Origin of the sequence: Aeromonas sp. NJAU223 (assembly GCF_051125555.1) — a bacterium.
In the GTDB taxonomy this organism is placed as follows: Bacteria; Pseudomonadota; Gammaproteobacteria; order Enterobacterales; family Aeromonadaceae; genus Aeromonas; species Aeromonas veronii_G.
In genome coordinates this window covers 3,876,423-3,900,065 of record NZ_CP144204.1, presented here as the reverse complement: position 1 = coordinate 3,900,065, position 23,643 = coordinate 3,876,423, and the positions used below count along the sequence as shown (strand labels likewise).

The following is a 23,643-nucleotide window of genomic DNA, read 5'->3' as shown; positions in this document are numbered from 1 at the left end:
CAGGCGGCCCAGAAAACAAAAATCCCGGCCTAGGCCGGGATTTTTCGTTCGGGTCGTGGCGCCGCCAGGGTGGCAACCCGATCAGGGGGTCTGTTCGAACAGCTCGAGCGCCGAGAGGTAGAGTTCCTCGATATCGGTGTCGCTGGTCGGGGTGATGAAGATGGTGTCATCACCGGCGATGGTGCCGAGGATCCCTTCGGCCTTGCCGAGGGAGTCGAGCAGGCGGGCGATCAGCTGGGCGGCACCCGGACTGGTGTGGATCACCACCAGGGCGCCATTGTGGTCGACGTCCAGTACCAGATTCTTGAGGGGGCTGGAGGTGGTCGGCACACCCAGTTCCACCGGCAGGCAGTAGACCATTTCCATCTTGGCATTGCGGGTGCGGACGGCGCCGAAGCGGCTCAGCATGCGCGATACCTTGGATTGGTTGATGTTCTCGAAGCCCATCTCTTGCAAGGCAGTGACTATCTCTGCCTGGGAGCCAAAACGCTCCTCTTTTAGCAGGGCTTTAAAGGCCTTGGCCAGTTTTTCTTGCTTGTCGTTATGTTTCATCTTGGACTCACGAATGAGGGGAGTGGTCGCCCGTCACGCTCAGGGGACAGGTACGAACAGCGCTGCTATTTTGCATTCATATGCCGGTTTTGGCAAGGAAGCGGCGCTTCTTCTGCATATTGATTCAAATATAGCTTGCATCCACTTATGCTAGCGCTAGAATCAGGACGAAATTTTGAAAACTTATTCAATTAGGTCGTATGGGTATTGAATTAATCGGCATCGAGAAATCCTGGCACAAGGTGCAGGTACTGCAGCAGGTCAGCTTCAAGACCGCTCCCGGCGAAACCTTGGTATTGCTGGGCCCTAGCGGTGCGGGCAAGAGTTCCCTGCTGCGCATGATGAACCTGCTGGATACCCCGGATGCCGGTGTGCTGCGCATTGGCGACAGTGAATTTTCTTTCCCGAGCGACCTCTCTGCGGTGCAATTCAATCGCCAGGCCCAGGCCCTGCGCCGCAAGGTGGGCATGGTCTTTCAGCAGTACAACCTCTGGCCCCATCTCACCGTGATGGAGAACCTCATCGAGGCGCCCATCAAGGTGCTCGGCATGAACCGTGAGGCCGCCATCGACAAGGGGGCCTATCTGCTGGCCCAGCTGCAGCTCGCCGACAAGCGCGACGCCTGGCCTGCTCGCCTCTCCGGTGGCCAGCAACAGCGGGTGGCCATCGCCCGCACCCTGATGATGGATCCCCAGGTACTGCTGTTCGACGAGCCGACCGCCGCGCTCGATCCTGAAATTACCAAAGAGGTGGCGGAGATTATCCGCGGCCTGAGCCAGACCGGCATCACCCAGGTGGTGGTGACCCACGAGGTGGAGTTCGCCCGCAAGGTGGCCAGTCAGGTGATCTATCTGGAGAAGGGGCGGATCATCGAATCCGGTAGCGCCGCTATCTTCCAGGCCCCGCAAACCAGCCGGTTTGCCGAATTCTTGATGCATTGATATTGAGTCGATAAGGAAGCTGTCATGAAAAAGAGTCTGTTGTTGGTTGCGGCCATGGGCCTGCTGAGCACCTCCGTGCTGGCCAAGGAGATCAAGTTCGCCACCGAGGCTACCTATGCGCCGTTCGAATACCTGGACGACAAGAACGAGTTCCAGGGCTTCGACATCGATCTGGCCCGCGCCATCTGCGCCCAGGCCAAACTGGAGTGCAGCTTCCACAACCAGGCGTTTGACAGCCTGATCCCCAGCCTCAAGTTCCGTCGCTATGACGCCGCCATCGCCGCCATGGACGTGACCCCGGAGCGGGCCGCCCAGGTCGACTTCTCCGACATCTATTACGAGAACTCCGCGGTCTTCGTCGCCAAGAAGGGTGCCTACAAGGGACCGGAAGATCTGGTGGACAAGACGGTCGGCGTGCAGAACGGCTCCTCTCACCAGTCCTACCTGGTGGATAACTGGATCAGCAAGGGCCTGCTCACCGTGCCCTATGCCAGCTACCAGAGTGCCTTCCTCGACATGATGAACGGCCGCACCGATGGCGTCTTCGCCGACACCGCCGTGGCCGCCGAGTGGCTCAAGCAGCACCAGGATTACGGCGTGATCGGCACCCCCGTGACCGACGCCAAGTACTTCGGTACCGGTTTTGGCATCGCCGTGGCCAAGGACAACACAGAGCTGTTGACCCAGCTGAACAAGGGGCTGGCCGAGATCAAGGCCAACGGCACCTATCAGAAGATCTATGACAAATACTTCGCGCAGCAATAAGCCATGTTGAGTCTGTTGTTGGATGCGGCCTGGATGACGCTGGGGCTGGCCCTGGCGTCTCTGGTGGGGGGCATGGTGCTGGCGCTGGGGTTCAGCGCCGCCGAGCTCAGCAAGCGCGGCTGGCTGGTGTGGCCGGTGGCCACCCTGACCACCCTGATCCGCGGGCTGCCCGAACTGCTGGTGGTGCTGTTCATCTACTTCGGCTCGACCCAGGTGCTGTTCCTCATCACCGGCGAGTACGTGGAGTTCAGCCCCTTCGCCTGCGGCGTGCTGGCGCTCTCCCTGCTGTTTGCCAGCTATGCCACCCAGACCCTGCGGGCGGCCCTCAATGCGGTGCCCGCCGGTCAACGGCTGGCGGCCTTGGCCCTCGGGCTTGGCAAGGGACATATCTTCTTTCGCATCGTGCTGCCCCAGGCCTGGCGCCACGCCCTGCCCGGGCTCGGCAACCAATGGCTGGTGCTGCTCAAGGATACGGCCCTGGTCTCCCTCATCGGGGTGAACGAGATGATGCGCCAGGCCCAGATGGCCTCGGCCAGCACCTATCAACCCTTCACCTGGTATGCCGCCGCGGCCCTCATCTATCTGGCCATCAGTCTGGTGAGTGAGTTCGGCCTCAAGCAGGCTGCCCGTTATACCCGCCGTTACGGAGGCTGACCATGCAGGATTACCTCATTACCCTGCTGGGTGGCTTGGCCATCACCCTGCAACTCACGGCGTCGAGCCTGTTGCTCGGCGTGCTGCTCGCCGTCGCCATGACCTGGGTGCTGGAGCGTCGCATCCCGGTCGCCACCCAGCTGGTGCAACTCTGGGTGCTGATCTTCACCGGCACACCGCTGCTCATCCAGATCTTCCTCATCTACTACGGCCCCGGCCAGTTCGAGTGGCTGAAAGCGAGTCCGCTCTGGCCGCTGCTCAAGCAGCCCTGGTTCTGCGCCGTGCTGGCGCTCGGCTTCAACACCGCCGCCTACTCCACCCGGCTGTTCAAGGGGGCGCTGGACGCCATCCCCGCCGGCGAGGTGGAAGCCTGCCGCGCGCTTGGCTTCTCCGCCGGTCAGACCCTGTGGATGAAGACGCGCCATGCCGCCCGCCGGCTGGTGCCCGCCTACTCCAACGAGGTGATCCTGGTGCTCAAGGGGAGTTCGCTCGCCAGCACCATCACCATCATGGACATCATGGGGCTGGCCCAGCGCCTCAACGCCCAGACCTATGACACCCTGGCCGTGTTCACCGTGGCGGGAGCCCTCTACCTGACCATGAATGGATTGTTAACAATTGGTTTCCGTTGGTGTGAGCGCCGGGCACTGGCATTCCAGTCATAAAGCAGTGTTATTTACCTCTTAATGGTCAAGAAAGCACAGGAAATCTGTGCTTTCCCTCCCATAAATCGCATATTCCGCTCTGTTTTCCTCGTCGCTGTTCCCTGGCTCACAGAACCTGTGATTACAACTGTTATCAGATTGTTTTTTAGCAGGGGATCCTTTAAGGTGATGCCCACAATAAGAAGCCGTCTTAATCCCAACAAGAAACAACCTTAAACCTACGCTTGAACATGGAGTTGATCATGAAAGTTGCCGTTCTGGGTGCCGCCGGTGGCATCGGCCAAGCCCTCGCTCTGCTGTTGAAAAATCGCCTGCCTGCTGGTTCCGAATTGAGCCTGTATGACATCGCCCCGGTCACCCCGGGTGTTGCAGCCGATCTGAGCCACATCCCGACTGACGTGAAAGTAAAAGGTTTCTGCGGTGAAGACCCGAGCCCGGCTCTGGTTGGCGCCGATGTCGTACTGATCTCCGCCGGCGTGGCGCGCAAGCCCGGCATGGATCGTTCCGACCTGTTCAACATCAACGCCGGTATCGTCAAGAACCTGGTCGAGAAGTGCGCGGCCAGCTGCCCGAAGGCACTGATCGGCATCATCACCAACCCGGTCAACACCACGGTCGCCATCGCCGCCGAAGTGCTGAAGAAGGCCGGTGTCTATGACAAGCGCCGCCTGTTCGGTGTGACCACCCTGGACGTCATCCGTGGCGAAACCTTCGTGGCCGAGGCCAAGGGCCTGAACGTCGACAAGGTACGCATCAACGTGATCGGTGGCCACAGCGGCGTGACCATTCTGCCGCTGCTGTCCCAGATCGAAGGGGCCAGCTTCAGCGCCGATGAAGTCGCCGCCATGACCAAGCGTATCCAGAATGCCGGTACCGAAGTGGTGGAAGCCAAGGCCGGTGGCGGCTCCGCGACCCTCTCCATGGGTCAGGCTGCTTGTCGTTTCGGTCTGTCCCTGATCAAGGGTCTGCAGGGCGAAGCCAATGTCATCGAGTGCGCCTATGTGGAAGGCAACGGCGAGCACGCCACCTTCTTCGCGCAGCCGGTGCTGCTTGGCAAGAACGGCGTCGAGTCCGTGCTGGACTACGGCAAGCTGAGCGCCTTCGAGCAAGAAGCCATGAACAGCATGCTGGCCACCCTGAAGGCCGACATCCAGCTGGGTATCGACTTCGTCAAATAAGCCGCTTGAGTCGTCACAAGGGGAGCTTCGGCTCCCCTTTGTCGTCTCTGGTGCCGGTGAGACGCTAACGAAACGGGGGAGGCTGCCGATAACAGGAGGCAGCAGGAGATCCTTATGATTAAACCCAGTTCCCTCGTCGGCCTTATCTGTCTATGCAGCCTCCCCTTGCAGGGGGCAGAGAGTGTTTCGGCCGCCTCCGCTACCCTGAGTCCGGCCTCCTCTGCCGCCGCAGCCCCCCTGGTCGAGACGCCGACCTCTGCCGCCGTCTCGACTACGATTTCGTTGACGAACGCCTTGCCGGCGTCAGCTGCCATCGGTTCCGCGGCTCCCATTTCCCCCCCCATCATTGCCCCGCAGGACGCGGCGCTGGGAGCGGCGGGAGAGGTGACGGCGCCCTTGGCTACGGTCAAGGCTCAGGCCTCGGCCCCCCTGCCCAAGGCGGCGGTCCCTGCTGCCATCGCCAGCGGAGAGCTGCAGGCGGTGCCGCTCTATCGGCAGGATGAGCTGCTCAACTGGATAGAACAGGGGCGCCATCTGGCCCGGGTGAAGCAGGACAGGTGCCAGTTGACCCAAGACATCGAGGCGCGGGCCTCGGTGATGAAGATCCCGGCCTACCAGTTCCTGTGGGGAGACATGCTGGCCTGGGGAGTCTGTATCAAACCCAATGCGGAGATCGGGGTCCAGTACATGTGGGAGGCGGCCAATCAGGGGTTGGCCCCGGCCCTGGAGCAGCTTGGCCGCTACTACTGGAAGGGGATACTGGTGCAGAAGGATCTGGTACGTGCCGAGACCCTGATGCGGGAAGCGGCGAGCCTGGGATTCCTGCGGGCCCAGATCGAGTGGGTGGAGATGTTGTTGCAGGGCATGGGGAGCCCGCTGGATTACGAGGAGGCGTATCACTGGCTGCACGGCGCCGTCATCGGTGACAAGGCGACTCACCAGGAGGCGGCCAGCCTGCTCAGCCAATTGGGCAAACGCATGCCGGCCAATGCCATCGCCCGCGCCAAGGCGATGCGCTAAAGCCCTGTTTGCCGGACGAATAGGACGAGGCCCACCCTGACGGTGGGCCTCGCTGTTTTGAAGGGGATATCGGGCTTAGAAGTCCTGGTGGGGGCCAAAGACTTCGTAGTGCATCTTGTCGGCAGACACGCCGAGATCGCTCAACTGCCCCTTCACCGATTTCATGAACGCGATCGGGCCGCAGAAGTAGAAGTTGGCATTGGCCGGGATGAGGCCGCTGACCTGTTCAATATTCAGCATGCCGGCGAAGTCGTAGTCCTTCCCTTGTTCGTCCTGCACCTGTGGTTCCCGATACCAGACCCGGCTCTCCAGATTGGCATGTTGCCGGCTCTTGTCCCGGATCTCCTCGTTGAAGGCGTGCAATGCCCCGTGCTCGCAGGCGTGCAGCCAGCGGATATCGGCCTCATGGCCCTTTGTCAGCAACTGGTTGAGCATGCTCAACATGGGGGTCAGGCCTACGCCGGCGCTGAGCAGCACCACGGGCGTGCGGGCATCGGTCTGCAGGAAAAAGTCACCGGTCGGCGGCATCAGGGCCACCTCGTCACCGACTTGCAGCACGTCGTGCAGCAGGTTGGAGGCCTGACCCTCTGGCTCACGCTTGACGCTGATGCGGTAGTCGCGGCCATTGGGGGCGTCGGAGAGAGAGTACTGGCGGATCTCCTGATACTCGAGATCGGGGTGATTGAGCTGAATACTGAGGTATTGTCCCGGCTTGAAGCTCAGAACGGCCTCTCCGTCTGCGGGGGCCAGCACGAAGGAGGTAATGAGTTCGCTCTCCTTGCGCTTCTCGCGAATGATGAAGGGGCGGGTGCCTTGCCAGCCTCCCGGCTGCTGCGCCTTCTCCTGATAGATCTCGCTCTCGCGACCGATGAAGATGCTGGCCAGCACCCCATAAGCCTTGCCCCAGGCGTCCAGTACCTCGTCGGTGACCGCACTGCCGCCCAATTCTTTGAGCGTGGCCAAGAGATGACTACCCACAATGTGATATTGTTCCGGTTGGATCAGAAAACCCGTGTGCTTGTGGGCGATGCGTTCCACCGCGCCGGAGAGGGCGCCCAGGTTGTCGATATTCTTGGCATAGGCCGCCACCGCATTGAACAGCGCCAACGGCTGACCACCACTGCGCTGGTGCGCCAGGTTGAAGATATCCTTCAGTTCCGGATTGTGGCTGAACATGCGTTGATAGAAGTGCTGGGTCAGGGCGGGGCCCGCAGATTCGAGCAGAGGAATGGTACTTTTGATGACTGCGATGGTGGCTTGATCTAACATAGGGATCCTTTTTAATTGAACATCTAGAATGTCACTTCATAAGTTGCATCCTAGATGTTTAATTGATCTGAATCAATAACCAATTTTTTCGCGCTATGCGCCACAGGCATTATGAGACTGACGAGCTATACCGATTTTGGATTGAGAGCCCTGCTCTATCTGGCCACGCTGCCGGAAGGGGAGCTGTCGAGCGTTGCCAAGGTGTCCGCCTTGTACGACGTATCCCGCAACCACATGGTGAAGGTGGTGAACCAGCTGGTGAAGCTGGGTTACCTGCAGTCCCAGCGTGGCAAGAACGGCGGGATCCGCATGGCCTGCGCACCGGAGGAGGTGAACATCGGTCAGGTGATCCGGGCGCTGGAAGGGAACCTGGATGGCATCGACTGCAACTCGCCTGTCTGCCACATCGTCTCGGTCTGCCTGCTGAAGAGTGCCCTGAAAGAGGCGATGAACGCCTTCCTGGCGGTAATGGACGGCTATACCCTGAAAGACTTGCTGGCCAATCGCGATGAACTGCTGCGGGTGTTTGGCGAGATGATCCCGACCCTGGTGCTTGAGCCGGACGACGAAAACGAGTGAAACGAAAAAGGCTGCCATCGGCAGCCTTTTTTCAATCCTCGTAACCCGACTCGTTGCGGTATAGATGGGGCATTATCCGCGCCATCTTCACCATATTGTTCTCCACTTCAAGGATCTCGATGGGATAGCCTGCCAGCCTCACGCTGATGTTGGGCTGTGGGATCTCCTCCAGATACTCCAGCAGTGCTCCGTTGAGGGTGCGGGGACCGTCCATGGGCAGGTGCCAGTTCATCTCCTTGTTCAGCTCGCGGATGTTGGCGGAGCCTTCCACCAGGAATGAGCCGTCCGGCTGGGGGTGGATCTCGTCGCTGGGCGCCGGAGCCATGGAGGTGGTGAAATCCCCCACGATCTCTTCGAGAATGTCGTCCAGGGTGATCAACCCCTGAATATCCCCGTATTCGTCGACAATCAGCCCGATCCGCTCCTTGTTGCGCTGGAACTTGGCCAGTTGCACGTTGAGAGGTGTTCCTTCCGGAATGAAGTAGATGGGGTCCACTTCCCGCAGCAGGCTGGACTTGCTGAACTGATCCCTGGCCACCAGTCTGAGGGCATCCCTGGAGTGCAAAAATCCGACAACGTCATCGATATTGTCGCGATAGAGCAGGATCTTGGTATGAGCGCAATGGGCAAGCTGGCGCAGTATGGTCTTCCAGTCGTCGTTGATGTCGATGGCCGAGATCTCGCTGCGCGGCACCATGATGTTCTCCACCGTCATCTTGTCCAGATCCAGGATGCTGATGAGCATCTCCTGATGACGCTGGGGGATGAGGCTACCCGCCTCGTTGACGATGGTGCGCAGCTCCTCGGTATTGAGAGAGTCATCCTTGCGGTGCTCCAGCCGCATCAGCTTGAGCAAGAGGTTGGTGATGCCATTGATAAGCCAGACGAAAGGGGCGAGGGGGACCATCAATCCCTTGAGCACCCAGGAGGCTGGATAGGCGATGCGCTCCGGGAACATGGCCGCCAGGGTCTTGGGGGTGACTTCCCCAAACACCAGTACCACTAGGGTCAGGCCGAAGGTGGCGATGGCGACCCCGAGATCCCCGAACAGCCGGATACAGACGATGGTGGCGATGGCGGAGGCCAAGATGTTGACCAGATTGTTGCCGATCAGGATGAGGCCGAGCAGACGATCCGGCCGTGCCAGCAGTTTTTCAACCCGGCGGGCGGCCTTGTGCTTGGTCTGGGCCAGGTGCCGCAACTTGTAACGGTTGAGGGACATCAGACCGGTTTCGGAACTGGAGAAGAAGGCTGACAAGAGGATCAAGATAACGAGAACAATCAGTAATGTACTCGTTGAGATACTGTCCAAGAAGGGCTCCTGTTGGATGGTTGGGGGATGGCTAGGCCGTCAGCTCAGCAAGACTTCCTTGACGAAACGGCTGCCAAAATAGGCCAGGGTCAGGATGACGCTGCCGATGAGGCTCAGGGTGATGACCTTGCGACCGCGCCAGCCGCGGGTATGGTGACCCCACAGCAGCAAAACATAGACGCACCAAGCCAGGATCGAGAGTACCGCCTTGTGGGATTTGCCCTGGGCGAACATGTCATCCAGGAAAAAGAGCCCGGAGGCGATGGAGAGCGTCAGCAGGAACAGGCCGGCCGAGATGAGCTGGAACAGCCGGCGTTCCACCGTCATCAGCGGTGGCATGGCTGGCAGATTGCTGATTTTTCTGGATTTGAGTTGCCTGTCCAAACAGGCGAGCTGAAGCGCAAACAGGCAGGCGATCATCAGTACCGAATAGGCCATCAGGGCCAGACCGATGTGCAGCAGCAGCTGGGGATGGGCTTCCAGATGCGTGATGTAGCGGCCCGGGATCAGCGCACTCGCCGCCAGCAACAGGGCGGAGAAGCTGTAGACCACGGGGAGCAGGATCCAGCCGTTGAAACGGCGGGTGACGCAGGTCATGAAGCAGCTGATGATGAGGCTGACCAGGGAGGCGACGTTCAGCATGCTGAGGTTCTGGCCCGACTGAGTAGCCAGCACTTCGCTGCCAACCGCAACGCCATGGGCTGTCAGGGCCAGGCCCACACAGGCGAACAGCGGTATCTGCCCGACGGGCTTGGCGCTGAGCAGCAGGTGCAGCGAGGCGATGATGGCCAGCAGATAAAACGCCAGGGCCAGGATGGAGATCACGATCATAACCAGGTCGTTGTTAAGCAAGCTTTATGGAATAAGAGGAGCAGTATACCTTGCACAAGATATGCTCGCCAGTTGCGCCAGCGGCTAACTGCCCATATATAAGCAGCAGACTGGTGGTTGATCCCTTCCCTGACACCCATTGGTGTCGACAGGAGGCAAAATCCTGCCTTCGCTGGGCCGTGTCGGGCATGAGCATCCTGTACCGATGGATGTGCAGGTCTTGCTCGTGAAGGGGTTGCCCCTCGCTCCTTGCGGTGAATAATCGTCCCACAGGATTGTCTGGGGTATAATGCCCCCAATTGTTACGCCAAGAACCGGAATGCGTCATGTTTGAGAATTTGACAGAACGACTCTCGCGCACCCTGCGCAATGTCAGTGGCCGTGGTCGACTGACCGAAGAGAACATCAAGGATACCCTGCGTGAAGTGCGCATGGCGCTGCTCGAGGCGGACGTCGCCCTGCCGGTCGTGCGTGATTTCGTGGCACGGGTCAAGGAGCGGGCGGTCGGCCAGGAAGTGGCCAAGTCCCTGAGCCCGGGCCAGGCCTTCATCAAGATAGTGCACGGCGAGCTGGTCTCCGTGATGGGAGAAGCCAACGAGCAGCTCAACCTGGCTGCCCAGCCGCCAGCCATCATCTTGATGGCGGGTCTGCAGGGTGCCGGTAAGACCACCACGGTTGGCAAGCTGGCCAAGCTGCTCAAAGAGCGCAGCAAGAAGAAGGTGCTGGTTGTCAGTGCGGACGTCTATCGCCCGGCGGCGATCAAGCAGCTGGAAACCCTGGCCGGCGACATCGGGGTGGACTTCTTCCCGAGCGACGTGACCCAGAAGCCGGTGGCCATCGCCACCGCCGCCATCGATCAGGCGCGCAAGAAGTTCTATGACGTGGTGATCGTCGATACCGCCGGTCGTCTGCACGTCGACAGCGAGATGATGGCGGAGATCCAGGATCTGCATGCCACCATCAAGCCGGTCGAGACCCTGTTCGTGGTGGATGCCATGACCGGTCAGGATGCGGCCAACACCGCCAAGGCGTTCAACGAGGCGCTGCCGCTCACCGGTGTCATCCTCACCAAGGCGGACGGCGACGCCCGCGGTGGCGCGGCCCTGTCCGTGCGCCACATCACCGGCAAGCCGGTGAAGTTCATCGGTATGGGTGAGAAGACCGATGCGCTGGAGCCCTTCCACCCGGACCGTCTCGCCTCCCGTATCCTCGGCATGGGGGACGTGCTCTCTCTCATCGAAGAGGTGGAGCGCACCGTCGATAAAGAAAAAGCCGCCAAGCTGGCCAGCAAGGTCAAGAGTGGCAAGGGTTTCGATCTGGAAGACTTCCGCGAACAGCTGGCCCAGATGCGCAACATGGGCGGTATGATGGGCATGCTGGACAAGCTGCCGGGCATGTCCGGGCTGCCGGACAACGTGAAGGATCAGATGGATGACAAGCTCACCGTGCGCATGGAGGCCATCATCAGCTCCATGACCCCGAAGGAGCGTGCTCATCCCGATCTCATCAAGGGGTCCCGCAAACGCCGCATCGCAGCCGGTTCCGGCATGCAGGTGCAGGACGTGAACAAGCTGCTCAAGCAGTTCACCGAGATGCAGCGCATGATGAAGAAGATGTCCGGCAAGGGCGGCATGCGCAAGATGATGGGGCAGATGAAAAACATGCTGCCACCGGGATTTGGTGGCGGCCGCGGCCCCTTCTAATCTTAAGGCGACAGCCAGCCATGCAAGGGCTCACCAGCGGTGGGCCCTTTTCATGCTCATCCTTGTGCAAAAAGTGGCTGGCTCGGTTGCAATTATTACGAATCCAAGTAGAATTATGCGGCTTATTTTAAGCTAGGGTCCGCGTATTTGCGGGCCTTGTTCATTAGATGTTTATGAGGACGATATGGTAACCATTCGTTTACAACGTGGTGGCGCGAAAAAGCGTCCGTTCTACCAGGTAGTAGTTGCTGACAGCCGTAACGCCCGCGACGGTCGTTTCATCGAGCGCGTTGGTTTCTTCAACCCGGTTGCTGCTGGTAACGCTGAAAAGCTGAACCTGGACCTGGCTCGTATCGAGCATTGGGTTGCTACTGGTGCCGCTGTTTCTGACCGCGTTGCCAAGCTGATCAAAGACGCTGCTAAAGCTGCTTAATCAGCCAAACGGTAGGGAGTTAAGGTGGAAAAACCTGTAGTTCTGGGCACCCTGGGCACCGTTTACGGTATCAAGGGCTGGCTTAAAGTGAACTCCTTCACCGATGTTGCCGAAGCGATTTTCGATTACAACCCCTGGCTGATCAATCAGAACGGGGCGTGGCGTGAGATCCGGGTTTCGGCCTGGAAGCGTCACAACAAGGGTCTGATCTGCAAGCTCGATGGTATCGATGTGCGCGAGGATGCCCTGGCATTGACCAATGTCGAGATTGGCGTTAACGCCGATCTGTTGCCCGCGTTGCCCGAAGGTGAATTCTACTGGCGTGACCTCATCGGTTGCACCGTAAAGACCACCAAGGGATACGACCTGGGCAAGGTGACCGAATTGATGGAAACCGGCTCCAACGATGTGTTGGTGGTTGAAGCCAATGTAAAAGATGCCTTCGGTGCGAAGGAGCGGTTGATTCCGTTCCTGGAAGAGCAGGTGATCAAGAATATTGATCTGACTGCTCGCACAATCGAAGTTGATTGGGATCCTGGTTTCTAGTTTCCCGCGCTAACACGGGTGCCGGAGGTTTCTTATGTGGATTGGGGTGATTAGCCTCTTCCCGGAAATGTTCCGAGCCATTACCGAGCACGGGGTAACGGGTCGGGCCGTCAAGAGTGGCCTGCTGCAGATTGAGTGCTGGAACCCCCGGGACTTCACCCACGACAAACACCGTACGGTCGATGATCGTCCTTATGGTGGTGGGCCCGGCATGTTAATGATGGTTCAGCCGCTGCGTGATGCGATTCATGCGGCCAAGCAAGCGGCGGGAGACGGGGCGAAAGTCATCTATCTCTCTCCTCAGGGACGCAAGCTGACTCAAGCGGGCGTAACCGAGTTGGCGACGAATCAAAAGCTGATTCTGGTCGCCGGTCGATACGAAGGTATCGATGAACGCGTGATACAAACCGAAGTCGACGAAGAGTGGTCTATCGGGGATTACGTGTTAAGTGGTGGCGAACTGCCTGCCATGACCCTGATCGATGCGGTTTCGCGTCTGGTCCCCGGGGTTTTGGGCGATCAGGCCAGTGCCGAGCAGGACTCCTTCACGGATGGACTGCTGGATCATCCCCACTACACTCGGCCGGAGTTGTTGGATGGATTGGCGGTGCCCGAGGCGCTGACAAGCGGCAATCACGAAGTGATTCGACGCTGGCGGCTCAAGCAATCGCTCGGACGAACCTGGCAGAGAAGGCCGGAACTTATTAACAACCTAGCTCTGACTGACGAGCAAGAATCACTTCTTGCCGAGTATGTCCGCGAAGTGCGTGACAGCGTTTAGTAGAGTTTTCAGTTTATCCTAGGTAAGGAAAGACAATGAGCAAGATTATTCAGCAGCTTGAACAAGAGCAACTGCGTACCGACATCCCGGCTTTTGCCCAGGGCGACACCGTACGTGTTCAAGTTCGTGTTAAAGAAGGTGGTAAAGAGCGTCTGCAGGCTTTCGAAGGCATCGTGATTGCCAAGCGTAACCGCGGTCTGCACTCTGCTTTCACCGTTCGCAAGATCTCCAACGGCGAAGGTGTTGAGCGTGTATTCCAGACTCACTCTCCGCTGATCCACAGTGTAGAACTGAAGCGTCGTGGTGATGTTCGCCGCGCCAAACTGTACTACCTGCGCAACCTGTCCGGCAAAGCTGCTCGTATCAAAGAGAAGCTCAACTAATTCGATTCGAATTGGTGTCGGTATGTCGACGAATAGCTCGACAGGTAGTGAAAAGGCTCGCCAATGGCGAGCCTTTTTTGTATCCGCGATGCGGCAGCCCCGGTTTCAAGCCGGTTGAGCGACCCGTATTACCGAGTTGTCCCGCCCGAAGGGACCGGGCACATAGTCATCCGCTGCCCAGTCATTGTCGTAAAGGGTCTCCCCATCCGGCTGCACCAGTTGATAGCAGAACTCGAAATGGCTGGGGCCATCGGTAGGAAGGTTGAGGGTGGTCTTGAACTCCCCGCTCTTCATCCTTTTTAATTCAATGGGTTGCCACTGGCTGAACTCCCCAAGCAACCAGATCTGCTCCGCCTCGCCGGCGGCCTCTTTTTCCACAGCGAAGGTCACCTTGACCTCGGGACGGGACTTGAGAAACTGCTTGTTGATCGGCATAACGCCTCCTTGTCATTGACTGCGAAGAAAGTGCTGCTGGTTGTTTTTATACCAGCTTATGACAGGAATGTTGATAGTCAGGGTCAAATGGGCAGAGCGAAATGGCGCTGCAGCAGGCCATGGGTGAAAGCTATCTTGAGGTAGAAACCCCGTGGCAGGGTCTGGATCGGCTGGCCGTTACGGCCGATGGCACGGGTCAGGGCCTTGTTGTTGGCCGCCTTGGGGCGCAGTTGCATGACCTGGCCGTGGCGGGCGCTGATCTGCTCCACTTCCCCCAGCACTATCATGTCCATCAGCTCTTCCCAGTCCTGACGCAGCAGGTCGTCTTCCTCCACGCTCGGGCTCCACAGCAGCGGCATGCCGATCCGGCGCTCGCCGATGGGGATCTCGCGACTGCCTTCCACCGGGATCCAGAGCACCCGTGACAGCTTGTTGCGCACGTTCGACTCCTCCCAGCGCTGGCCGCTGACCCCGATGAGGGGGGCCACGCAGACGAAGGTGGTTTCGAGTGGCTTGCCCGCCGGATCCACCGGGATCGTCTTGAGCTCTATGCCGAGATCCGGGAAATCCTGCTCCGGCTTGCTGCCGGCACTGGCGCCCAGCTGCCACTCGATCAACTGACCGACCCAGCCCTTGTCACGGCGCAGATCCCGTGGCACCGGGATCCCGGCACTGGCCGCGAGCTGAGCCAGCGGCAGGCCCGCCATGGCATAGGCACGGGTCAGCAGCTCCTGTTCTGACTGCGGATTGTTGGGCATCTGGGCTCCTCGTCTGTGGCTTTGATTCTACCAAGCCGGATCCTGCGTGTGGATCGCTGTTTTTATAACCGATCCCGGGTGGTCTATGCACAGGGGGGCGACGGCAGCGAAATTATATTTATGCTGATGATTTTAAAGGGTTTTGATGTTTTTTTCTAGATATGCGCCGGACAGGATCCTGCGTAAAACGAGTTGTCCAAGGGTTTGGACTGGCTGTTGCACATAGTTATCCACAGAAATCTTGGATAACTGGCGTAAAGGGATCAATCTTGGGTCTCGGATAGAAATTAATGTGAGAACCCGCCGATTTTACCCGCCATATTGGAGCAGATTATGCGCCAGTCTTGTGGATAAATCAGCCGTGGTGGATCTTTGAACAGCGGGACTTGTTCACAAATACCGATGAGGATCCTCGACCTCAAAAGTCATGGATCTTGATCCAGCACTTAAATATTAACTATATGTATTTAAATGGATATTTTGTTTTCGTGAGATTGGGTTATGATAATGGCTGCTTGAATGCCCTGAGATAAAACTACTGTATATACCTGCTTGATCACAGGTTTATGCACAGTCTGGGTGGGCAACTCGATGGGGTGTCGCCATAAATTTGTTTATAACTTGGCTTGAAATGGCAAGTTATTCATGAATGGAAGATGACAGTCCCTGTTTGCCGCCACGGGGTGAATGTGGAACAATCCCTTTATAGATTCAGCCTTTATATGGTGATCACGTGATAGATGGCGACGGATTTCGTCCCAATGTCGGCATCGTGATCTGTAACCGTGACGGACAAGTTTTGTGGGCTAAGCGCTATGGGCAGCACTCCTGGCAGTTTCCGCAGGGGGGGGTTGATGATGGTGAATCGCCGGAACAGGCCATGTATCGTGAGCTGTATGAGGAGATAGGCCTCAAATCTGACGATGTGACCATCTTGGCGACCAGCCGCAACTGGCTGAAGTACCGCTTACCCAAACGACTCGTTCGCTGGGACAGTTCACCGGTCTGTATTGGCCAAAAGCAGAAGTGGTTTTTGTTGCAGTTGAACCCGGGCAAGGAGTCCAGGATCCAGTTTGGCTGTCATGGCCATCCGGAGTTTGATGATTGGCGCTGGGTCAGCTTCTGGTACCCGGTGCGTCAGGTCGTCTCCTTCAAGCGGGAGGTCTACCGCCGGGTGATGAAAGAGTTTGCCCCGCTGGCCATGCCGGTGCCGGTGGTGCAGGTTAATCGAAAGGATGGGCGGCGTAACCGCTCTCGTTAAGGAGCACAGCTAGTTGCTGACGGAACTCAGACGCATCGTCGAAAGCATGGCCGAGGCCAATACCCTCGAGCAGGCCTTGCAGGCATTGGTGAGCCAGACCCGGCTCGCCATGACGGTGAACTGCTGCTCCGTCTATGTGGCCGAGCCCGAGATGCGGCGCTACCGGCTGGCGGCGACCGATGGCCTGGCCGAGTCGGCGGTGGGCAAGGCCACCCTGCCATTCGAGCAGGGGATCGTCGGTCTGGTGGGTCAGCGCGAGGAGCTGATCAACCTGGCGGATGCCCCCTCCCACCCCAGTTTCAAATTCCTGCCCGATGTGGCTGAAGAGGCGTTTCGCTCCTTCCTCGGTGCCCCCATCATGCATCAGCGCCAGGTGGTGGGGGTGCTGGTCGTACAGCAAAAAGAGAGCCGCCTGTTCGATGAGGGGGAAGAGTCCTTCATGGTCACCCTGGCGGCCCAGCTGGCGGCGCGCATCGCCCAGGCCCAGGCCAAGGGCTGGTTGCAGAAGACCGACTGGAGCAAACCCCTGCGCGGCATTGCCGGCGCGAGCGGCATCGCCATCGCCAAGGCCTGGGTGTGGCGCCCGCGCAAGGCGCTGAACTCCATTACCCCCCGCAAGGATGAGGATCATGGCAAGCAGCTGGCGCGTCTCGAACTTGCCATCGAGGAGGTGCGCCACGATCTGGAGAGCCTGGCCCTGCGCTTTCGCGAGAGCTACAGCCAGGACTCGGTCGCCATCTTCGACATCTATCTGCACCTGCTGGACGATCCCGGCTACATCAAACCCATTCGCAACAAGGTCGGCAAGGAGCACTGGACAGCCATCTCGGCGGTCAAGCTCATCAGTGACCGGTTGATCGAACAGTTCAAGGGGATGAAGGACCCCTACCTGCGCGAGCGCGCCGCCGATGTGAAGGATATCGCCCTGCGCCTCATCAGCCGGCTGGTACAGGACGAGCCCGAACAACTCACCATAGGGGAGCCCGTGGTGCTGGTCGCCGACGAGGTGACCGCCACCATACTCGCCGAGATACCGCGGGAGTTCCTGAGCGGCGTGGTGTCGCTGAAAGGGGGCACCAACTCCCACGCGGCCATTCTGGCCAGAGCCATGGGGGTTGCCGCTATCATGGGGGTGGATCTGCCGCTCGGCGACATCGGGGGCCGTACCCTGGTGGTGGACGGCTACAGCGGCGATCTCTTCATCGAACCCAATCAGGTGATCCTGACCGAGTACCGGCAGTTGCTGAGCGAGGAGCAGGCCCTCGATACCCTGGTGCGCAGCGTCGACACCCAGCCTTCCGAGACCGCTGACGGTACCCCGGTCTCCCTGCTGCTCAACGCGGGGTTGAGTGCGGATACCGAGATCTCCCTCAACCATCTGGCGGACGGGGTCGGGCTCTATCGCACCGAGATCCCCTTCATGCTGCAGGAGAGCTTCCCCTCGGAGTGGGAGCAGACCGCCCGCTATCGCGGCATCCTGGAGACCTACCGGGACAGACCGGTCTGCATGCGTACCCTGGACGTAGGGGGGGACAAACAACTGCCCTACTTCCCCATCGTGGAGGAAAATCCCTTCCTTGGCTGGCGGGGGATCCGGCTCACCCTGGATCACCCCGAGCTGTTCCTGGTCCAGCTCAAGGCCATGCTGCGAGCGAGCGAGGGGCTGGACAACCTGGCCATCATGCTGCCGATGATCAGCAGCGTCGGCGAGATCCGCGCCTCCCGTCGACTGCTGGACCAAGCCTGGCGCGAGGTCTCCGAAGAGGCCGCCACCCGCAATGCCCTCATTCGCTACCCCAGCCTCGGGGTGATGATCGAGGTGCCTTCCGCCCTTTACATACTGCCGGAGATGGCCCCCCTCATCGACTTCTGGTCGGTGGGCAGCAACGATCTGACCCAATACCTGCTGGCGGTGGATCGCAACAACGCCCGGGTTGCCAGCATCTACGACGCCTTCCACCCTGCGGTGATCCGCGCCCTGCAGCTCCTGGTGGATGCTTCCCACCGCTATCAGAAGCCGGTCTCGGTGTGTGGCGAGCTGGCCGGGGATCCGGTCGGCGTGCTCCTGCTGCTGGCCATGGGGTATCGGCGCTTCAGCATGAACACCCACAACATCTCCCGCATCAAGTACGTGCTGCGCCAGTCCCACCTCGACGAGCTCACGGCCCTGATGAGCGATGGCCTCAAACACGACAATCCCCACGTGCTGCGTGGCCTGTTTGCCCGCTATCTGGAAGAGCATGGCCTGGGCGGTCTGCTGCGGGCCGGCCACAAGGCCAAGCTGCCCGATTGATATTCAATCTTGTTACATCTGACAAATGATCGGAGAATGCGGCTTTTCTTATGATTGAGGCCGCACTATGCAGCACGACGGATATTGGGTTTTCTCGCAGATTGATCCCGTAGCATTCAGTTTGGGGCCGTTGTCGGTACGCTGGTATGGGCTCATGTACCTGTTCGGCTTCGCCTTCGCCATGTGGCTGGCAGGTCGCCGCGCCGATACGCCGAACAGTGGCTGGACTCGCAACGAGGTCTCTGATCTGCTGTTTTACGGCTTCCTCGGGGTGATCCTGGGGGGGCGCATCGGTTACGTGCTGTTCTACAACTTCGATCTCTTCCTCGCCGATCCCACCTACCTGTTCAAGATCTGGACCGGCGGCATGTCGTTCCACGGCGGCCTCATCGGGGTCATCACCGCCATGATCTGGTTTGCCCACAAGACGAAGCGTCACTTCTTCACCGTGGCCGACTTCGTGGCACCCCTGATCCCGTTCGGACTGGGGGTGGGCCGCATCGGCAACTTCATGAACGGCGAACTCTGGGGCCGGGTCACCGATGTGCCCTGGGCCATCATCTTCCCGGAGGCGGGCCCCGAGCCGCGCCACCCGTCCCAGCTCTACCAGTTTGCCCTGGAAGGGGTGGTGCTCTTCATCATCCTCAACCTGTTCTGGCGCAAGAACCCGCCCCGTGGCGCCATCTCCGGCATGTTCCTGCTGTGTTACGGCCTGTTCCGCTTCCTGGTGGAGTTCGTACGCCAGCCGGACAGCCAGCTCGGCCTCTACTTCCAGGAGATCAGCATGGGCCAGATCCTCTCCACCCCGATGATCATCATCGGCGCCCTGATGATCTGGGTCGCCTACAAGCGGCCACAGCTGTTCGGCAAGGGGAGCGACGGGGTCCGGGAGGCCAAGCAGTGATCCTCTCCCTGAGTCGGTTTAAGAGTATTGTGCTGCCAGATGTTTGCTGGGTAGCGAAAATGAATGGTGATAGCCGGAAGGAGGCAACGCAATGAGAGCCTATCTCGACCTGATGCAGAAGATCCTGGACGAGGGGACGGTCAAGTCCGATCGCACCGGCACCGGCACCGTTTCCCTGTTCGGTCACCAGATGCGCTTCAATCTGGCCGAGGGCTTCCCTCTGGTCACCACCAAGAAGTGCCACCTGAGATCCATCATCCACGAGCTGCTCTGGTTCCTGAACGGTGACACCAACACCGCCTACCTCAAGGAGCACGGCGTCAGCATCTGGGATGAGTGGGCCGACGAGCACGGCGATCTGGGCCCGGTCTACGGCGCCCAGTGGCGCTCCTGGCCGGCGGCCGATGGCACTGTCATCGACCAGATCCAGAAGGCGGTGGACGACATCAAGCACAATCCGGATTCCCGCCGGATCATCGTCTCCGCCTGGAACGTGGGAGAGCTGGACAAGATGGCCCTGGCCCCCTGCCACGCCTTCTTCCAGTTCTACGTGGCGGACGGCAAGCTCTCCTGCCAGCTCTACCAGCGCAGCTGTGACGTCTTCCTCGGTCTGCCGTTCAACATCGCGAGCTATGCCTTGCTGACCCACATGATGGCCCAGCAGTGCGATCTCGAGGTGGGGGACTTCGTCTGGACCGGGGGGGATGTGCATCTTTATTCCAATCACATGGAGCAGACTGCACTGCAACTCAGCCGCGAACCGCGTCCGTTGCCGACCCTGGCGATCAAGCGCAAACCGGCTTCGATCTTCGACTATCGCTTCGAGGATTTCGAGATCCTGGGTTACGACCCCCATCCCGGCATCAAGGCTCCCGTGGCCATCTGATCCTGGATGAAGGCGCCCGGATGGCGTCATCCCCGGTGGAATCGCATCGACCTGAAAGGCGCCTGACGGCGCCTTTTTTATTGTGTCGTTATCAATATATTTATGCGAAAAATTGAATGATGACGGAGGATGAAAAGGGAATAAAGGGGTGCTTATAGCAGACAATGGAGGCTTTGCCTTCGGTTTTCCCGTTGTTTGTGGCAATTAGAAACGATTTTTCATTATACCGTGCCGGCTCTAGACTGAAAAAAATGCAAAATAATGGATAGTCAGACCATGAGTGATGTATTCAAGCGCTTTCTCAAGCTGGAGTCTGCCTCCGGCATCATCCTGATCCTGGCCGCACTGCTGGCCATCGCCCTGGCCAACTCAGGGTTGGCGGAGTATTACCAGAGTTTCCTCAATACGCCGGTGCAGGTGCGCATCGCGGCGCTCGACATCGACAAGCCGCTGCTGCTCTGGATCAACGACGGCTTCATGGCGCTCTTCTTCCTGCTGGTTGGCCTCGAGGTCAAGCGGGAGCTGATGGAGGGGGCGCTCTCTTCCCGGGTGCAGGCGACCTTCCCGGCCATTGCCGCCGTGGGGGGCATGCTGGCTCCTGCGCTCATCTACGCCTTCTTCAACTACCACGATGAAGTGACCCGCGCCGGCTGGGCCATCCCGGCGGCCACCGACATCGCCTTCGCCCTCGGGGTGATGGCGCTGCTTGGCAAGCGGGTGCCGACCAGCCTCAAGGTGTTCCTGCTGGCGCTGGCCATCATGGATGACCTCGGCGTCATCATCATCATCGCCCTCTTCTACACCCAGCAGCTCTCCCTGGGCGCGCTGGCGGTCGGTGTCCTGGCGACCCTGACCCTGCTGTGGATGAACCGGCGTGGGGAAGACAGGATCGCACTCTACATGCTGGTCGGTCTGGTGCTCTGGGTAGCCGTGCTCAAGTCCGGCGTCCATGCGACCCTGGCGGGTGTCATCGTGGGCTTCATGATCCCGCTCAGCGGCAAGCGCTACGCCTCTCCCCTCAAGCATCTGGAGCACGCGCTGCATCCCTGGAGCGCCTATCTCATCCTGCCGCTGTTTGCCTTTGCCAACGCCGGGGTGTCGCTCGACGGGATTGGACTCTCCTCCCTGCTGAGCCCGGTGCCGCTCGGCATCATGCTGGGGCTGTTCGTCGGCAAGCCGCTCGGGATCTTCACCATCAGCTGGCTGGCGGTGAAACTGGGGGTTGCCCAGTTGCCAAGCGGGGTTAATTTCAAACAAATCTTTGCTGTCAGCATCTTGTGCGGCATTGGCTTCACCATGTCGATGTTTATCGCATCGCTGGCATTCGAGCATGGCGGATTGGACTACGGTAGCTTCTCTCGCCTCGGGATCCTGGTCGGGTCCACCCTGGCGGCCGTGGTCGGCTATCTCGCCCTGCGGATATCCCTTCCCAATCGGGAGGCGGATCAGAGCACGGAGGGGTTATGAAAAAAACAGGATGGTTGGCCCTGCTGGTGAGCCCGGCGCTCTGGGCAAGCAGTCTGGCGGATTGTCAGCAGGATGCCGCATCAGCCAGCTGTTCGGCCTATCTGAACGGAGTGGTCGACAGCGCCCTGATGCTGGGGGACAAGCAGGCCAAGGCCCAGTTTGGCGAGACTTTCAGCGAGCGGGCCCTGAGCAGCCGGGCCGGGGAGAGGGTCAAGAAGTCCAACAAGCGCTATTGCGGTGAGCGGATGCCGAGCCCGGCGGCCCTCAAGCTCAGCCTGCAGCGGCAGTTTGGCGCGAACAAGGTTGACTCGGTCAGCGACATGTATGACATTCTGGCAGTTGAACTCAGCTGCTACCGGAGCCCGCCTGCCGCGGGAACCCCATCGGATGTCACACCTTAACTACAACCATCTCTATTATTTTTGGATGACACAGAAGAAGGGCTCCGTCACACAAGCGGCGGAAGCCCTTTTTCTTACCCCCCAGACCGTCACCGGCCAGATCAAGCTGCTGGAGCAGCGTCTCGGCGGCAAGCTACTGATCCGCAAGGGCCGCTCCCTCGAGGCCACCGAGCTGGGCCAGCTGGTCTTTCGCTACGCCGACAAGATGTTCAGCCTCTCCTACGAGATGCTGGATATCGTCAACTACCGCAAGGAGAGCCAGATCCTGTTCGACGTCGGCATCGCCGACGCCCTCTCCAAACGACTCGCCAGCCGGGTGCTGCTCTCCGTCATCCCGAACGATGGCTCCATCCACCTGCGCTGCTTCGAATCGACCCACGAATTGCTGCTGGAACAGCTGAGTGAGCACAAGCTCGACATGATCCTCTCCGACTGCCCGGTGGACTCCAGCCAGCACGCGGGGCTGCTCTCCAAGCGCCTCGGTGGCTGCGGGGTCAGCTTCTTCTGCAAGGCTCCCCTGCCGGAGAAAGGCTTCCCCGCCTGTCTGGAGGAGCGCAAGTTGCTCATCCCGGGCCGGCGTACCGCCATGGGCCGCCAGCTGACCCAGTGGTTCGAGCAGCAGGGGATCTCCCCCAGCATCCTGGGTGAGTTCGATGACGCGGCCCTGATGAAGGCGTTCGGCTTCTTCAACCAGGGCATCTTCATGGCGCCGACCATCTATCGGGAGGAGATCCTGGAGGGGGAGGAGGTGATACTGCTGGGGGAGACCCAGGATCTGATGGAGGAGTATTACGTCATCTTTGCCGAGCGGATGATCCAGCATCCTGCTGTCAAACGGGTGTGCGAGAGTGATTTCTCCTTCCTGTTTGCCGGAGAAGAGAATCTTTCCACCATCCAGCCGGCGAGCCTGTCGTTCTGACATGGCGCAAGAGCATAGGCAGGCCGTGAAGGGAGAGGCCGGAATGCAACTGGAGGCGATGGCGGCGAATGCCGGTCGTGCGGTGGCCCTGCTCAAGGCGCTGGCCAATGAGCGGCGTCTGTTCATTCTGTGTCAGCTGCTGGAGCGGGAACTGTCGGTGGGGGAGTTGAACGAGCGGCTCGGACTGAGCCAGTCGGCCCTGTCACAGCATCTGGCGGTGCTGCGGCGCGACGAGCTGGTGGTGACACGAAAGGCGGCCCAGACGGTCTATTACTCTCTGCGCAGTCACGAGGTGCGTGCGCTGATCGGCTTGTTGCACGAGTTGTATTGCAGCGAGCCCAAATAAAAAACCGGCCATAAGGCCGGTTTTTTTAGCTTTATGCAGCCGAAGCTGATTAAGCCATAGCTTTGATCTGGGCAGACAGGCGGCTCTTGTGACGAGCAGCTTTGTTCTTGTGGATCAGGCCTTTGGTCGCCATACGATCCATGATCGGCTGAGCAACAGCGAAAGCGGCAGTGGCGGCAGCCTTGTCGCCAGAGGCGATGGCAGCGATCACTTTCTTCAGGTAGGTACGGGTCATGGAACGACGGCTGGCGTTGTGCTGACGACGTTTCTCTGACTGAAGAGCACGCTTCTTAGCAGATTTGATGTTAGCCAAGGTAAAACTCCTAAAACTGTCTTAGCGAGTGTATTGAAAAGGCCCGGA

At 59.5% G+C, this 23,643-nt stretch carries 27 protein-coding genes; 20 read left to right on the top strand and 7 right to left on the bottom strand.

Annotation, left to right across the window (positions count from 1 at the left end):
- Positions 1-81: 81 nt before the first annotated feature.
- Complete coding sequence (gene argR / locus VZC39_RS17820) at positions 82-552, bottom strand: transcriptional regulator ArgR (RefSeq protein WP_005308670.1); 471 nt, start codon at positions 550-552, stop codon at positions 82-84.
- A 200-nt stretch (positions 553-752) separates the two neighbouring features.
- Here argR and VZC39_RS17815 point away from each other — a divergent pair, with 200 nt between their 5' ends.
- The 6 genes from VZC39_RS17815 to VZC39_RS17790 all read left to right on the top strand — a co-directional run bounded on the left by VZC39_RS17815 (position 753) and on the right by VZC39_RS17790 (position 5,775).
- The gene (locus VZC39_RS17815; protein ID WP_349919688.1) at positions 753-1,493 is read left to right on the top strand and encodes an ATP-binding cassette domain-containing protein; all 741 of its coding nucleotides are present in this window, start codon (positions 753-755) and stop codon (positions 1,491-1,493) included.
- Positions 1,494-1,517: 24 nt separating this feature from the next.
- Positions 1,518-2,258: a transporter substrate-binding domain-containing protein gene (locus tag VZC39_RS17810; protein WP_349919687.1), complete on the top strand. Its 741-nt coding sequence runs from the start codon at positions 1,518-1,520 to the stop codon at positions 2,256-2,258.
- A gap of 3 nt (positions 2,259-2,261) precedes the next feature.
- Positions 2,262-2,912 (top strand): arginine ABC transporter permease ArtQ, encoded by a 651-nt coding sequence (gene artQ, locus VZC39_RS17805; protein ID WP_434664277.1) that lies wholly within the window; start codon positions 2,262-2,264, stop codon positions 2,910-2,912.
- A gap of 2 nt (positions 2,913-2,914) precedes the next feature.
- A complete protein-coding gene (gene artM, locus VZC39_RS17800) occupies positions 2,915-3,577 on the top strand; it encodes an arginine ABC transporter permease ArtM (protein ID WP_434664274.1) in 663 nt (220 codons plus the stop codon).
- A gap of 242 nt (positions 3,578-3,819) precedes the next feature.
- A complete protein-coding gene (gene mdh / locus VZC39_RS17795; RefSeq protein WP_349919683.1) occupies positions 3,820-4,755 on the top strand; it encodes a malate dehydrogenase in 936 nt (311 codons plus the stop codon).
- 429 nt (positions 4,756-5,184) lie between these two features.
- Positions 5,185-5,775, top strand: coding sequence for a tetratricopeptide repeat protein (locus tag VZC39_RS17790; protein ID WP_434668507.1), 591 nt, complete (start codon positions 5,185-5,187; stop codon positions 5,773-5,775).
- A gap of 75 nt (positions 5,776-5,850) precedes the next feature.
- Here VZC39_RS17790 and hmpA read toward each other — a convergent pair whose 3' ends face one another.
- Entirely contained in the window at positions 5,851-7,044 is a 1,194-nt protein-coding gene (hmpA, locus tag VZC39_RS17785; protein ID WP_434664272.1) for an NO-inducible flavohemoprotein, read from the bottom strand.
- A 111-nt stretch (positions 7,045-7,155) separates the two neighbouring features.
- Between hmpA and VZC39_RS17780 the strand changes: the two genes are divergently transcribed.
- The gene (locus tag VZC39_RS17780) at positions 7,156-7,623 is read left to right on the top strand and encodes an Rrf2 family transcriptional regulator (RefSeq protein ID WP_434664271.1); all 468 of its coding nucleotides are present in this window, start codon (positions 7,156-7,158) and stop codon (positions 7,621-7,623) included.
- 31 nt (positions 7,624-7,654) lie between these two features.
- On the opposite strand, the gene VZC39_RS17775 is transcribed toward VZC39_RS17780, so the two are convergent.
- Together VZC39_RS17775 and VZC39_RS17770 are read right to left on the bottom strand one after the other, a co-directional pair.
- A complete protein-coding gene (locus tag VZC39_RS17775; RefSeq protein WP_349919679.1) occupies positions 7,655-8,935 on the bottom strand; it encodes an HlyC/CorC family transporter in 1,281 nt (426 codons plus the stop codon).
- Between the two features lie 39 nt (positions 8,936-8,974).
- Positions 8,975-9,766, bottom strand: a complete 792-nt coding sequence (locus tag VZC39_RS17770) for a cytochrome C assembly family protein (RefSeq protein WP_434664270.1) — start codon at positions 9,764-9,766, stop codon at positions 8,975-8,977.
- Positions 9,767-10,092: 326 nt separating this feature from the next.
- Here VZC39_RS17770 and ffh point away from each other — a divergent pair, with 326 nt between their 5' ends.
- From ffh to rplS, 5 genes are all read left to right on the top strand, one after another.
- Complete coding sequence (gene ffh, locus VZC39_RS17765) at positions 10,093-11,469, top strand: signal recognition particle protein (protein WP_349919675.1); 1,377 nt, start codon at positions 10,093-10,095, stop codon at positions 11,467-11,469.
- Positions 11,470-11,653: 184 nt separating this feature from the next.
- Positions 11,654-11,902: a 30S ribosomal protein S16 gene (gene rpsP / locus VZC39_RS17760; RefSeq protein ID WP_010673084.1), complete on the top strand. Its 249-nt coding sequence runs from the start codon at positions 11,654-11,656 to the stop codon at positions 11,900-11,902.
- 24 nt (positions 11,903-11,926) lie between these two features.
- A complete protein-coding gene (gene rimM / locus VZC39_RS17755) occupies positions 11,927-12,448 on the top strand; it encodes a ribosome maturation factor RimM (RefSeq protein WP_277856305.1) in 522 nt (173 codons plus the stop codon).
- A 34-nt stretch (positions 12,449-12,482) separates the two neighbouring features.
- On the top strand, positions 12,483-13,229 hold the full coding sequence (gene trmD / locus VZC39_RS17750; RefSeq protein WP_434664267.1) for a tRNA (guanosine(37)-N1)-methyltransferase TrmD: 747 nt from the start codon (positions 12,483-12,485) through the stop codon (positions 13,227-13,229).
- A 35-nt stretch (positions 13,230-13,264) separates the two neighbouring features.
- Positions 13,265-13,612 (top strand): 50S ribosomal protein L19, encoded by a 348-nt coding sequence (rplS, locus tag VZC39_RS17745; protein ID WP_005313505.1) that lies wholly within the window; start codon positions 13,265-13,267, stop codon positions 13,610-13,612.
- 105 nt (positions 13,613-13,717) lie between these two features.
- Here the strand turns inward: rplS and VZC39_RS17740 are convergent, their stop codons facing one another.
- Both VZC39_RS17740 and mutH read right to left on the bottom strand, forming a co-directional pair.
- Positions 13,718-14,047: an isoamylase early set domain-containing protein gene (locus tag VZC39_RS17740; RefSeq protein ID WP_349919673.1), complete on the bottom strand. Its 330-nt coding sequence runs from the start codon at positions 14,045-14,047 to the stop codon at positions 13,718-13,720.
- 83 nt (positions 14,048-14,130) lie between these two features.
- Positions 14,131-14,805, bottom strand: coding sequence for a DNA mismatch repair endonuclease MutH (mutH, locus tag VZC39_RS17735; RefSeq protein WP_349919672.1), 675 nt, complete (start codon positions 14,803-14,805; stop codon positions 14,131-14,133).
- Positions 14,806-15,538: 733 nt separating this feature from the next.
- Here mutH and rppH point away from each other — a divergent pair.
- From rppH to VZC39_RS17695, 8 genes are all read left to right on the top strand, one after another.
- On the top strand, positions 15,539-16,066 hold the full coding sequence (gene rppH / locus VZC39_RS17730; RefSeq protein WP_349919671.1) for an RNA pyrophosphohydrolase: 528 nt from the start codon (positions 15,539-15,541) through the stop codon (positions 16,064-16,066).
- Between the two features lie 13 nt (positions 16,067-16,079).
- Positions 16,080-18,359, top strand: a complete 2,280-nt coding sequence (gene ptsP, locus VZC39_RS17725) for a phosphoenolpyruvate--protein phosphotransferase (protein ID WP_349919669.1) — start codon at positions 16,080-16,082, stop codon at positions 18,357-18,359.
- A 67-nt stretch (positions 18,360-18,426) separates the two neighbouring features.
- Positions 18,427-19,263 (top strand): prolipoprotein diacylglyceryl transferase, encoded by an 837-nt coding sequence (gene lgt, locus VZC39_RS17720; protein WP_434664257.1) that lies wholly within the window; start codon positions 18,427-18,429, stop codon positions 19,261-19,263.
- Positions 19,264-19,354: 91 nt separating this feature from the next.
- Entirely contained in the window at positions 19,355-20,149 is a 795-nt protein-coding gene (gene thyA / locus VZC39_RS17715; protein ID WP_349919666.1) for a thymidylate synthase, read from the top strand.
- A gap of 276 nt (positions 20,150-20,425) precedes the next feature.
- Positions 20,426-21,616 (top strand): Na+/H+ antiporter NhaA, encoded by a 1,191-nt coding sequence (nhaA, locus tag VZC39_RS17710; RefSeq protein WP_434664254.1) that lies wholly within the window; start codon positions 20,426-20,428, stop codon positions 21,614-21,616.
- Complete coding sequence (locus VZC39_RS17705; protein WP_434664252.1) at positions 21,613-22,017, top strand: hypothetical protein; 405 nt, start codon at positions 21,613-21,615, stop codon at positions 22,015-22,017. The genes nhaA and VZC39_RS17705 overlap by 4 nt, the downstream gene beginning before the upstream one ends.
- Positions 22,004-22,936: a transcriptional activator NhaR gene (gene nhaR, locus VZC39_RS17700; RefSeq protein WP_349919663.1), complete on the top strand. Its 933-nt coding sequence runs from the start codon at positions 22,004-22,006 to the stop codon at positions 22,934-22,936. The genes VZC39_RS17705 and nhaR overlap by 14 nt, the downstream gene beginning before the upstream one ends.
- A 43-nt stretch (positions 22,937-22,979) precedes the next feature.
- The gene (locus VZC39_RS17695) at positions 22,980-23,282 is read left to right on the top strand and encodes an ArsR/SmtB family transcription factor (protein ID WP_434664250.1); all 303 of its coding nucleotides are present in this window, start codon (positions 22,980-22,982) and stop codon (positions 23,280-23,282) included.
- A 49-nt stretch (positions 23,283-23,331) separates the two neighbouring features.
- On the opposite strand, the gene rpsT is transcribed toward VZC39_RS17695, so the two are convergent.
- On the bottom strand, positions 23,332-23,595 hold the full coding sequence (gene rpsT, locus VZC39_RS17690) for a 30S ribosomal protein S20 (protein ID WP_005308808.1): 264 nt from the start codon (positions 23,593-23,595) through the stop codon (positions 23,332-23,334).
- Positions 23,596-23,643: the final 48 nt, after the last annotated feature.

Excerpts from the sequence above, each read along its gene's own strand:
- hmpA (WP_434664272.1), bottom strand. The coding sequence starts at position 7,044 with ATGTTAGATCAAGCCACCATCGCAGTCATCAAAAGTACCATTCCTCTG.
- VZC39_RS17810 (WP_349919687.1), top strand. The coding sequence starts at position 1,518 with ATGAAAAAGAGTCTGTTGTTGGTTGCGGCCATGGGCCTGCTGAGCACC.
- rplS (WP_005313505.1), top strand. The coding sequence starts at position 13,265 with ATGAGCAAGATTATTCAGCAGCTTGAACAAGAGCAACTGCGTACCGAC.
- rpsP (WP_010673084.1), top strand. The coding sequence starts at position 11,654 with ATGGTAACCATTCGTTTACAACGTGGTGGCGCGAAAAAGCGTCCGTTC.
- VZC39_RS17780 (WP_434664271.1), top strand. The coding sequence starts at position 7,156 with ATGAGACTGACGAGCTATACCGATTTTGGATTGAGAGCCCTGCTCTAT.
- VZC39_RS17695 (WP_434664250.1), top strand. The coding sequence starts at position 22,980 with ATGCAACTGGAGGCGATGGCGGCGAATGCCGGTCGTGCGGTGGCCCTG.
- mdh (WP_349919683.1), top strand. The coding sequence starts at position 3,820 with ATGAAAGTTGCCGTTCTGGGTGCCGCCGGTGGCATCGGCCAAGCCCTC.
- argR (WP_005308670.1), bottom strand. The coding sequence starts at position 552 with ATGAAACATAACGACAAGCAAGAAAAACTGGCCAAGGCCTTTAAAGCC.
- VZC39_RS17740 (WP_349919673.1), bottom strand. The coding sequence starts at position 14,047 with ATGCCGATCAACAAGCAGTTTCTCAAGTCCCGTCCCGAGGTCAAGGTG.
- trmD (WP_434664267.1), top strand. The coding sequence starts at position 12,483 with ATGTGGATTGGGGTGATTAGCCTCTTCCCGGAAATGTTCCGAGCCATT.
- ffh (WP_349919675.1), top strand. The coding sequence starts at position 10,093 with ATGTTTGAGAATTTGACAGAACGACTCTCGCGCACCCTGCGCAATGTC.
- thyA (WP_349919666.1), top strand. The coding sequence starts at position 19,355 with ATGAGAGCCTATCTCGACCTGATGCAGAAGATCCTGGACGAGGGGACG.
- artM (WP_434664274.1), top strand. The coding sequence starts at position 2,915 with ATGCAGGATTACCTCATTACCCTGCTGGGTGGCTTGGCCATCACCCTG.
- nhaA (WP_434664254.1), top strand. The coding sequence starts at position 20,426 with ATGAGTGATGTATTCAAGCGCTTTCTCAAGCTGGAGTCTGCCTCCGGC.
- VZC39_RS17770 (WP_434664270.1), bottom strand. The coding sequence starts at position 9,766 with ATGATCGTGATCTCCATCCTGGCCCTGGCGTTTTATCTGCTGGCCATC.
- VZC39_RS17815 (WP_349919688.1), top strand. The coding sequence starts at position 753 with ATGGGTATTGAATTAATCGGCATCGAGAAATCCTGGCACAAGGTGCAG.
- artQ (WP_434664277.1), top strand. The coding sequence starts at position 2,262 with ATGTTGAGTCTGTTGTTGGATGCGGCCTGGATGACGCTGGGGCTGGCC.
- nhaR (WP_349919663.1), top strand. The coding sequence starts at position 22,004 with ATGTCACACCTTAACTACAACCATCTCTATTATTTTTGGATGACACAG.
- VZC39_RS17705 (WP_434664252.1), top strand. The coding sequence starts at position 21,613 with ATGAAAAAAACAGGATGGTTGGCCCTGCTGGTGAGCCCGGCGCTCTGG.
- mutH (WP_349919672.1), bottom strand. The coding sequence starts at position 14,805 with ATGCCCAACAATCCGCAGTCAGAACAGGAGCTGCTGACCCGTGCCTAT.
- lgt (WP_434664257.1), top strand. The coding sequence starts at position 18,427 with ATGCAGCACGACGGATATTGGGTTTTCTCGCAGATTGATCCCGTAGCA.